3 protein-coding genes are annotated in these 1,168 nt (G+C 75.6%); 1 reads left to right on the plus strand and 2 read right to left on the minus strand.

All coding sequences use genetic code 11. The features are described 5' to 3' along the window. On the minus strand, positions 1 to 320 hold a 320-nt coding region (locus CCN37_RS41855; protein WP_168201039.1), incomplete at its 3' end, for a hypothetical protein. Between the two features lie 17 nt (positions 321 to 337). Between CCN37_RS41855 and CCN37_RS41860 the strand changes: the two genes are divergently transcribed. Beyond that, positions 338 to 817 (plus strand): lanthionine synthetase LanC family protein, encoded by a 480-nt coding sequence (locus CCN37_RS41860; protein WP_246843535.1) that lies wholly within the window; start codon positions 338 to 340, stop codon positions 815 to 817. Here the strand turns inward: CCN37_RS41860 and CCN37_RS40440 are convergent. Beyond that, positions 814 to 1,168: hypothetical protein (locus tag CCN37_RS40440; RefSeq protein ID WP_210408385.1), on the minus strand; the 355-nt coding region annotated here is incomplete at its 5' end. The two genes, CCN37_RS41860 and CCN37_RS40440, sit on opposite strands and share 4 nt — an antisense overlap.

Here is a 1,168-nt window from a genome sequence, read left to right on the forward strand (position 1 = left end):
GGACCGCGCACGCCGTCGCCGACCACCTCGCGCGGTGGGGGCGCGGCGCCGCCGAAGCGCTCGGCCGGAGCGCGCTGGAGCGGCCGGACGCCGGGGCCTTCGGCGCGGTGGGCGGGCTGATCCACTACCTGACGCACACCTCGGTCCTGCTCGACCGGCAGGACCTGCTCGGCCTCGCCCAGTCGCTGCTGCGCCCGCTCGCCGCGCACGTCCAGCACGACCAGCGCTTCGACCTGGTCAGCGGCAGCGTCGGCGCGATACTCGTGGCGCTCGGGCTGCACGAGGTGCTGCCGGGCTCGCAGGCGTTGGAGGTGGCGCACGCGGCGNNGCCGAGACCGTGCACGCCGCGCTGCGCCACGAGCGCGACCACCTGCACCCCGACCGGCACGACTGGGCCGCGCCGAGGACGGAGGGCTGCACGGCGGCCAACGGCGACGCCCCGCTGCTGGGCTGGTGCCACGGGATTCCCGGGGTCGGCCTGGCCAGGGCGGGCATCGCCGCGCTCGGCTCGCACTGGGACGTCGAGGACGACCTGGACGCCGCCGAGCGCACCACCGCGCTGGCACTGTTCGGCGAGACCGGCGAGCTGCTGGCCTCCGTCGGCGACCACGGCCTGTGCCACGGCGACCTCGGCGCGCTCGANNGCGCGGTGCGCGACCGCGGCCGAGAAGCGGGCTGGCGCACCGGTCCCGCGCGGCCGGAGTCGGTGCCGGGGCTGATGCACGGCAGGGCCGGGATCGGCTACAACCTGCTGCGCCTGGTCGCACCGGAACTCGTGCCGTCAGTGCTCCTGCTGGAGCCGCCGCAGCTGCCCTAGCCACCGAGGAGTTCGTGGACCCTGGCGGCCTGGTAGCTGCCGATCTCCTGGTAGATCGACAGGGCCTCCCGCCAGGCGCGGTCAGCCTCGCCGGGCTTGCCCAGCGCCATGAACGCCCTTCCGAGCTCCACTGTGGACAGTGCGTGCTCGTAGCGGTCGGCAATGTCGTGGAACATCCGCGAACTGCGCAGCGCGCAGACCATCGCCTCGTGCGCGCTGCCCTCCGCCCGGTGCACCAGGCCGCGCACGCGCAGCGCCAGCGCCTCGCCCCACTCGTTGCCGAGTTCGCGCATCTGGGCCAGCGCGAGTTCGCTGTTGGCCCGCGCGGGCGCCGGTGTGCCGACGCGCGCC

This window comes from Allokutzneria sp. NRRL B-24872, from assembly GCF_002155965.1.
In the GTDB taxonomy this organism is placed as follows: Bacteria; Actinomycetota; Actinomycetes; order Mycobacteriales; family Pseudonocardiaceae; genus Allokutzneria.